Here is a 7,654-nt window from a genome sequence, read left to right on the forward strand (position 1 = left end):
GTCGTGTTGGCTCAACCCAAGTGGTGTGGCTGCAATCAAACAACCCGCAAAGGAACCTGGATCATGAACAAGAAAGTCACCCCGTTCGTCCTGCCGCTGGCCGTCGCCCTGGCCGTGCTGGCCGAGCCGGCGTCTGCACAACCGGCCACTGCTGGTGCCCCGCTGAAACAGGCCGGCAAGAGCCCGCTCAAAGTCTTCATTCTGGCCGGGCAGTCCAACATGGAGGGCTACGGCACGGTCACCGGCTTGGACAAGGACGGGAAGGAGTGGAAGGGAACGCTGGCCTACCTGCTGCACGACCCCGCGAAAGCTGCGACGGTCAAGCACCTGCACGACGAACAGCTGGCACGCGTTCCCGAAGCGGTGGCGATTGAGGCCACCAACGATCAGTTTGGTGATCCCGCCCCCAACAAGCGGAAGAAGCTCAAGGTCGAGTACACGGTGGAAGGCAGGCTGCAGGAACGCACCGTGGACGAGGGACAGACGTTGACCCTAGCCGCGAGGCCGGGGCAAGTGGTGATCCGGAGAGCTACCTACGGCGACCTTCCCGAGGGAGCCATGCGCGACGTGACCGAGACAGTGAGGAAGCTCGCGGACTCCCGCCAAGGCGGCGAACGCTGGAAGGTACGCGATGACGTCTGGGTCTGGTTCAACGGCCGCAAAGGTGGGCTGACGGCCGGTTTTGGGGCCGGCACAAACCTGTTCGGACCCGAGCTTCAGTTCGGCCACGTGATGGGAGATGCCCTCGACAACCAGGTGCTCATCATCAAGACGGCGTGGGGCGGGAAGAGTCTCTACACTGATTTCCGCCCGCCCAGTTCGGGCGGCGTGGTCGGGCCGAACTACAAACAAATGTTGGAGACGGTGGCCAAGGTGCTGGCCAATCTGAAGATCGAGTTCCCCGGCTACGATGGCGGCGGTTATGAGCTGTCAGGCCTGGTCTGGTGGCACGGCTGGAACGACGGCTGTGATCCGAAGAACGCCGTGCCGGAGTACGAGAAGAATCTGGTGAACCTGGTCAAGGACCTGCGCCGGGACCTCAAGGCCCCGAAGCTGCCGGTGGTGGTCGGCGAACTGACGGGTCCCTGGGTGAAGGCGGACGGGGAGTGGAACGAACTCCGGAAGGCGCAAGCGGCCGCAGCGGCGCATCCGGAGTTCCGGGGCAATGTCCTGTTCGCGGAAACCCACGAGTTCGTGCGGGAGGAGAAAGATTCACCGGGCGGATGGGCCTGTCACGAATGGAACAATGCAGAGACGTATTTGCTCGTCGGCAATGCCTGTGTCGAAGCCATGATGAAGCTCTTGGGGCTGAGGCGTTCGTCGCCGGCAACCGCCTCGGACGGCATGATCCGCATCTTCAACGGCAAGGATCTTGCCGGCTGGGAAGGCGCGCCCGGCTGGTGGAAGGTGGAGGATGGAGCGCTGACTGCCCAAAGCACACCGGACAAACCGTGCACAGACTGCAACTACCTTATCTGGAAAGGCGACCAGCCGTCCGACTTTGAACTGACCTGCGATTTCAAACTGAGCACCTCCGCGAATTCCGGCGTCCAGATCCGTTCCGAAAGCCGGCCCAACTGGGACACCTATGGCTACCAGGCCGACATGAGCGGCGACGGCGGCCTGGTGGGGTATGTCTATCATCACAAGCGCGGGCTGATCGCGGAGCGCGGCGAGAAAGTGACCATCGCTGCCGATGGCAAGAAGGAAGTCCAGAAGATCGGAGATGCCGCCGAGCTTCTGAAGACGTTCAAAAAAGAGGAGTGGAACCAATATCGAATCATCTGTCGCGGCTCGGAGATCACGCTCTATGTCAATGGCGTTCTGATGTGCCAGATCACCGACAATGACGCAGGTACCGCCGTCAAGAGCGGAATCATCGCGCTGCAGATGCACCCCGGACCACCGATGAAAGTGCAGTTCAAGAACATTGATCTGAAAGAGTTGAAATAGCGCGGGATGAAGGCAAGGATGAGGTTGGCACACTTGAGCCAACGGACACGGGTGTGGCTTATGGCACCGCGGTGTACCCTTATCGCTAACCGGAGAGCCGGCCGAAGTCATTGTCAAAGGGACAAGGCACATGGATGGCTGCTCCGAGGCGCGACTTCTCTGCGAGTGGATTGCGGCCGAAGTCCCCAAGGCTGATCAGGCCCTGGCTCAGGCCCAGGGGCCAAGAGGGTCGAAGCCTGGCAACATGGAGCGCTGGCGCGCGCCGACGGGCGTCTCTGGTCAGGCCTTCCTCCGGTGGCAGACGAGATGCCCCCCGCGACGGCAGCAGGAGGCCGCGATCTTTTCGTCTGACGCCCGGCTCACACATACGGCAGTCATGCTCAGCATCTCGTGATTCGGCACATTCAAATACTCCAGCCCCCGCCCCTTCCTCATGTTCCCAGCAAACCCCTTCCCCACCTTCGCCTTTGGTGAGATCTTCGACACCGTGCTGCCTGACTTCGTCCTGGTCTTCGCGTTCTTTGCTGGCAACAAACACCAAGGACGTCGACGTTGTCGCGGTCTGTGACGTGGCTGCGGGGCAGGCGAAGAACGCCCGGGACATCCTGGTCAGGGCTGGCCGGCCGGTTCCCGAAGATGACGGAGAGAAGGGCCCGACCGATTACCGCCGGATGCTCGATCGCAAAGACCTCGACGCCGTCATCATCGCGACGCCCATCTCCGATCACGCGACTATGTCGATCGATGCCCTCCGGGCCGGAAAGGCTGTACTCAGCGAAGTGTCCGCCGCAGTCACGATGGACGACTGCTGGGCGCTCGTCCGCGCGGTCGAGGAGACCGGCAAGCTCTACATGATGGCGGAGAACGTCTGCTACTTCCGCGAGTGCATGCTGATCCTCAACATGGTCCAGCAGGGTCTCTTCGGCGGCGGTTTTCCATACGGCGAGTGCGGCTACGTGCATGACTGCCGTTCCCTGCTCTTCAATCTGGACGGCTCGCTCACATGGCGAGGCGGTATGCTGTATCGCGACAGCACGGGCATAGCCCACACGCAGTCTCGCGTCCGATTCTGTGAGGCCCGAAGAGAGCAGAGGTGCCCGCATGCCCCAGAGCCAAGTGCCCGAACTCCAGCCGGACACCAGGAAGCTCGCCAGTCACATCGCCATGGTGATCCGGAACGCGATGGAGGACTTCCATCATGAGCACCTGACCGACGCCCAGATGAAGCAGCTCAACCCGATCATCCGAAACGTCGTCTGCACCGCGCTTCATGCCTTCGAGAACTGCGAGCACTCACGCCATGCGAGGGAGTTCATGGATTTCAACTTCATGTTGATCCCCAAGTACTGGGAGAAGCCTGAACTCCTGCGGGATTATCTGCGCCTCTGGGAAGCAAGCCCAGGGGTTTCCTGAAAATGACACAATACTCATGCCGAATCGGCACATCCCCAATCAGGCGAGCAGGGAGCAAGGTCGCACGATCGTACCGAAGGGGGCGGGGAAGGTCTGGAACCGGCCGCGGGCGGGGATTCCCGCTGGTTGCGTTCAGCGATCCTGCGCCGCGCGCTCCCTCTTCAGCTGAACGCGGGCGACTCTCCAGTACCCTTCCACTGTCGCGCGACCCACGCCCACTGACGCCGCTACCTCCTCCGCCCCGATGCACCAGATAACCCGCATTCTGACCACCTCCGCTTCGAGGGCATTCATAAGCGCCATCCGGCCGAGCCCGTCCAACAATCACGCCAGGCTAAAGCTGAACGTGACGAACGAGGTGAGTCGGTCACTTGAAGGTGAGGCGCAGGAATTTGACCTCGTGCGCGGCAAAGGACAGGGATCGGCAGTCCGGCTCGATGACCTCCTCGAGCACGCTCACCTCGTCGGCCGAGCGGAGATGCGGCGTGAACGGCTGATCGGCCACATCGAACGTGGCAGGCTGGCCCTCGATCTCGCGCCACTGGAGGATGATGCCTGGACCGTGCCAGGCGGGGCGAGCCTCGGCGAGCAGTAGGTTCGGGGTCCTGCATCGCAGGAGGGAGACGGGTGATGCCGGCCGCGGGCCCGTGGCCTGGGCGCGGCCGCTGCCAGGCGGCAACACGCGGGCGACAAGGGGTACGCGCGAGCCCCAGCCGAAGCGCGTGGCCGTCGCGTTGGACGGGTCGGCGGCCGACGTCAGGTAATAGCTCCACTTGAACTGGCCTTCCTGTGTGGCATTAAAGTTGGTGTACCAGTAGTTGTTCATGACCCAGGAGTAAATGAACGGTTTTGCGACCTGAGCTGTGTCTTGCCACTTTCCGCAGTTGAGGTCGCCGAACTGCACCAGGGGGATCTCAGTGCTACCCCAGATGATCTGGCCGTCGCGGCCGCGCAGCGCGGCGAAGTCCTGAACGGTCTGCCAATCGGACGAGGAATGGTGGATCTGGTTCTCGCCCGGGGTCACCATGCCGCCCTGCGCCTCGTAGACGAGCTTGCCGCCGGCCCACTGGAACGGGAACGCCACATACACGCCCCCGCTCTTCCGGACGGGCAGCTTGCGGGCGTCGAAGCAGAGCTCGACGCGCTTCTGAGTTTCGTAGAGGCGGATTTCAATCCCGACGCTGTTAGGCTCGAAGCCATCGAGGTTCGCCCGAAGAGCGATGCTCCTGTAGACCGGTCCTCCCGACCCGGGTTGGAGTGACACGTCGCGGATAGAGGTCCGCCGAAACGCGTCCTTGCGAAACTCCCGGCCCCCGCCCTCGATACTTTCATAGATGAGTTGCCCCAGCCGCCAGGGGCTGTGCTTCTCCATCAGCTCGCGGCCAAGCTCCTTGTCAAACAAGCCGTCGACTGCTCCGGCCGAGGGATCGAGCGTGAGGCGGTACCAAGCATTCTCCAGCGTTCGCCCGGCGGGATCAAACAGTACGAGTGGGGTCCACGTCCCCGCCCGTTCGATGCGATAGCTCCTGCATCCCAGGGGGGGAACGTCCTTGGCCCAGACGTGCCAGAAGGTCCCCTCCGGCCGTTCGTAGACAGGCTGGGCAACGAGTTCTTCCTTCGTCTCCTCGTCGATGAACCTGCCCTTGACTCCACGCCCGAGCAGCTCGTGCTCGATCAGGACAGTCACCATCCCCGAGCGTGTCCAGTTGAGGGTGTTAAACACCGTCAGGCGAGGCTGATGGTCCTGCAAGGTGAGGTGCTGAACCGCGCCGATGGCCTCCTCCCGCAGCAGAGCTGCCAGCTTGACGCCTTCCCATGCGTACGAGCCTTTCTGGCCCCATTGCACCACGGTGCTTTCAACGGTGGGGTCTTCCACGCTTTGTGATGATCCGAAAGTGTGCTCGTCATAAAAGGTGATGGCGTCGTGGACGGCCATAGCCCGTGCGACCGTGCCGCGCCCGAGCGGTTCACCGGTCAAAGACGCGACCGCGAACAGCCCCTGCGTGGCCAGCATGTCCGCATGGGCTCGGCGCGAGGCGGCAGTCTCCCTGGCAGCCGATCCGAAGCCGTCGGTCCACCAGTCGGGCCATGCCTGCCGGTAGACGGGCAGTTTGTCTGGCTCCTGCGTGGCGAGGTAGTCCATGAACTCACTGGCGGTGGCGCTCCGCAGCTTGGGGCGGGAGTACTTGAGGTTCCATGCTCTTATGAGATTGCACTCGCTGATGGCCGGCGGAGAGTTGTCCGTGAAGTAACCGGAGAACTGCAGTGGAATTCGATCGAACGGGTAACCCACGCACTCAAGCTCACCGAGGTACTTCATCAGGCTGCCCTCGAAGACCCCCAGCTTCCCGTCGCCGATCTTGAGGAGGTTGCCCTCGTGGTAGTGATCCGGGCGGAAGGCGAGGATGCGCCGCCCAGCAGGGGACTCCCACCAGAACGCGGTCGGGTAGTCGAAGGGGAGCAGGGAGCGCGTCGCGTTGATGCCCATGGTCAGGTACTTGATGCCGGCATCGGGGCAGTAGTCAGCGAGGCACCATGCGGCGCCATTGACGTCGTTCTGCATGGCAAGCCGGACGGCAATACCCGCATCCTTGATGCCGCGGACGGGCTGCAGAGAAGCGGCCAGGCTGCCTTCGGTAGCGATCTCGGACATGTTCACGAACATGCCAGTCACTTCGATTCGACCCTCGGCTATTCGCCTCTTGAAACGCTCGATCTGTTGCGCCGGCCGGCGGGCCAAATACTCGCGCACGGTCCAGGACACCTCGCACGTCCAGCGGAACTTCGCGTCGTCCGGGTAATCGTCCGTGGCGTCGCAGCAGTCCAGGGCGCTGTCGATGAAACGGAGGTGCTCGGCGAGCATTTCCGACTGCGGCCGCGTGTAGCCGATGTCCGTGTGGGTGTGTTGGACAAGGTACACCAGCCAGGGACGGGGGGCTGCGACCGGCACTTCCGTGAACTCGCGCCGCATGGTGGACGATCGCAGTTCGATGGCTGCCGGCCCGCCCCGAGTGATGGGCGGGATGGTGATTGGAACTTGGGCCTCCCCGACGGGCAGGTCGCCGACGTGGACAGTCCAGGGCTGCGCCCAGCATTTCAAGGCGATGCGGCAGGTGACGTTCTTCAGCCCACCCGAAACGACCTTGAGGGTGGCGGACTCCTGACCAGGATCCGGCATATTCGGGCAGAGGAGGGCCGGCACCAGCCTGACGGAGAGGACCCGGCCGCCGATAGGCTCGTTGACTCTAACAGTCGAATTCACTCCTGACAGTGGGGAGCCGTCGGGCCGGCGGAAAAGGACCAGCAGGCCCCAGTCGCCCCCGCCCTGGTCGACTTTGACGAGCAACCGGTTGGGCCCCTTCTGCAAGGTGATGGGCATCTGGTCCTCGCCAGAATCGATCGTTCGGCCAAGATGATGATCATGTACCAGTCGGCCATTGAGCCAGACCCGCACGCCGTCATTGCTGCGGATCGTGAGTAGTGCTGACTCGGTGGCATCGGCGTCAAGGTGGCAGAACGCGTAGGCAACGCCGCCCGTTTCGGGGCCGGTGGCCAGTAGCTCGCGGTAGTCGAGTAGCCCCGAAAGCTTGCTGAACACCGCCCTCCAAACGACGGGCTGATCCTGCCCAACGGCGATTCTGCCACCCTCGGAGGGCGAAACCTCGGCTTCCCCGCCTTGCTCTTTGAGATAGTCCGTGAAGTAGCCAAAGCAGGCTTGGCCGTGGTCGGTGACGCGGGCGTTGGGGAACGGCCCGGCGATCACCCAGACCGGAATGGTGCCATTCTCGCGGAGCGGAAACGATTCCGAGGTGTTGCCCCAGCAGGGCATACTGGCGACGAGGAGTGGGATAACGCTCCAGCGAAGCATGGACAGATCTCCGATCTCTGGCATCGCGCGTAGCCAGATCAATCGAGGTCAGGTCGTCAGCAGCATCATGGGATAGTGTCAGATGCTGCGAGAACCGACGTTTCCCATGTGACCTCGACTGGCTACGCTGCCGGGCCGTGGTCGGCCATTGTACAGCGTCTCCACCATCTGTCGCGTCTGCCCGTTTTCTGGCATGGTTCTGGGCGTTGGGCGCATCTCTGGCGAAGGGGAAAGGCGTGTTGAATGCCAAGCCGCGCGGGTCGGCCAACCCCACAAATATCAACCTAGATATCGTCTCTGTAGCATCAATACCGGGCCACTTGGCATCGGTTCCGGTTTTCGTGGAGTGACCGGGTGGTTTGGGTTCGTCCGATCGTCTGGGCCTCCCGCTGCATGTCGGCGGCGATGCGTCGGCTGATC

Annotated in this window: 5 protein-coding genes; 3 read left to right on the plus strand and 2 right to left on the minus strand. The window is 62.8% G+C overall.

Annotated features, from left to right (window positions below):
- Window positions 1-63: 63 nt before the first annotated feature.
- The 3 genes from KA354_17620 (at window position 64) to KA354_17630 (ending at window position 3,366) form a co-directional block, all read left to right on the plus strand.
- Window positions 64-1,953 (plus strand): DUF1080 domain-containing protein, encoded by a 1,890-nt coding sequence (locus tag KA354_17620; GenBank protein MBP7936461.1) that lies wholly within the window; start codon window positions 64-66, stop codon window positions 1,951-1,953.
- Between the two features lie 521 nt (window positions 1,954-2,474).
- Window positions 2,475-3,155, plus strand: coding sequence for a Gfo/Idh/MocA family oxidoreductase (locus KA354_17625; GenBank protein MBP7936462.1), 681 nt, complete (start codon window positions 2,475-2,477; stop codon window positions 3,153-3,155).
- Window positions 3,055-3,366: a hypothetical protein gene (locus KA354_17630; GenBank protein ID MBP7936463.1), complete on the plus strand. Its 312-nt coding sequence runs from the start codon at window positions 3,055-3,057 to the stop codon at window positions 3,364-3,366. Before KA354_17625 ends, KA354_17630 begins: the two co-directional genes overlap by 101 nt.
- A 132-nt stretch (window positions 3,367-3,498) precedes the next feature.
- Here KA354_17630 and KA354_17635 read toward each other — a convergent pair whose 3' ends face one another.
- Together KA354_17635 and KA354_17640 are read right to left on the minus strand one after the other, a co-directional pair.
- Complete coding sequence (locus tag KA354_17635) at window positions 3,499-3,669, minus strand: hypothetical protein (GenBank protein MBP7936464.1); 171 nt, start codon at window positions 3,667-3,669, stop codon at window positions 3,499-3,501.
- Between the two features lie 64 nt (window positions 3,670-3,733).
- Complete coding sequence (locus KA354_17640; GenBank protein ID MBP7936465.1) at window positions 3,734-7,234, minus strand: hypothetical protein; 3,501 nt, start codon at window positions 7,232-7,234, stop codon at window positions 3,734-3,736.
- Between the last annotated feature and the right edge of the window lie 420 nt (window positions 7,235-7,654).

Source organism: Phycisphaerae bacterium (genome assembly GCA_018003015.1).
In the GTDB taxonomy this organism is placed as follows: domain Bacteria; phylum Planctomycetota; class Phycisphaerae; order UBA1845; family PWPN01; genus JAGNEZ01.

What these genes read in the sequence shown, in the direction of transcription:
- KA354_17640 (MBP7936465.1), bottom strand. Translation starts at nt 7,234, where the DNA reads ATGCTTCGCTGGAGCGTTATCCCACTCCTCGTCGCCAGTATGCCCTGC.
- KA354_17620 (MBP7936461.1), top strand. Translation starts at nt 64, where the DNA reads ATGAACAAGAAAGTCACCCCGTTCGTCCTGCCGCTGGCCGTCGCCCTG.
- KA354_17630 (MBP7936463.1), top strand. Translation starts at nt 3,055, where the DNA reads ATGCCCCAGAGCCAAGTGCCCGAACTCCAGCCGGACACCAGGAAGCTC.
- KA354_17635 (MBP7936464.1), bottom strand. Translation starts at nt 3,669, where the DNA reads ATGGCGCTTATGAATGCCCTCGAAGCGGAGGTGGTCAGAATGCGGGTT.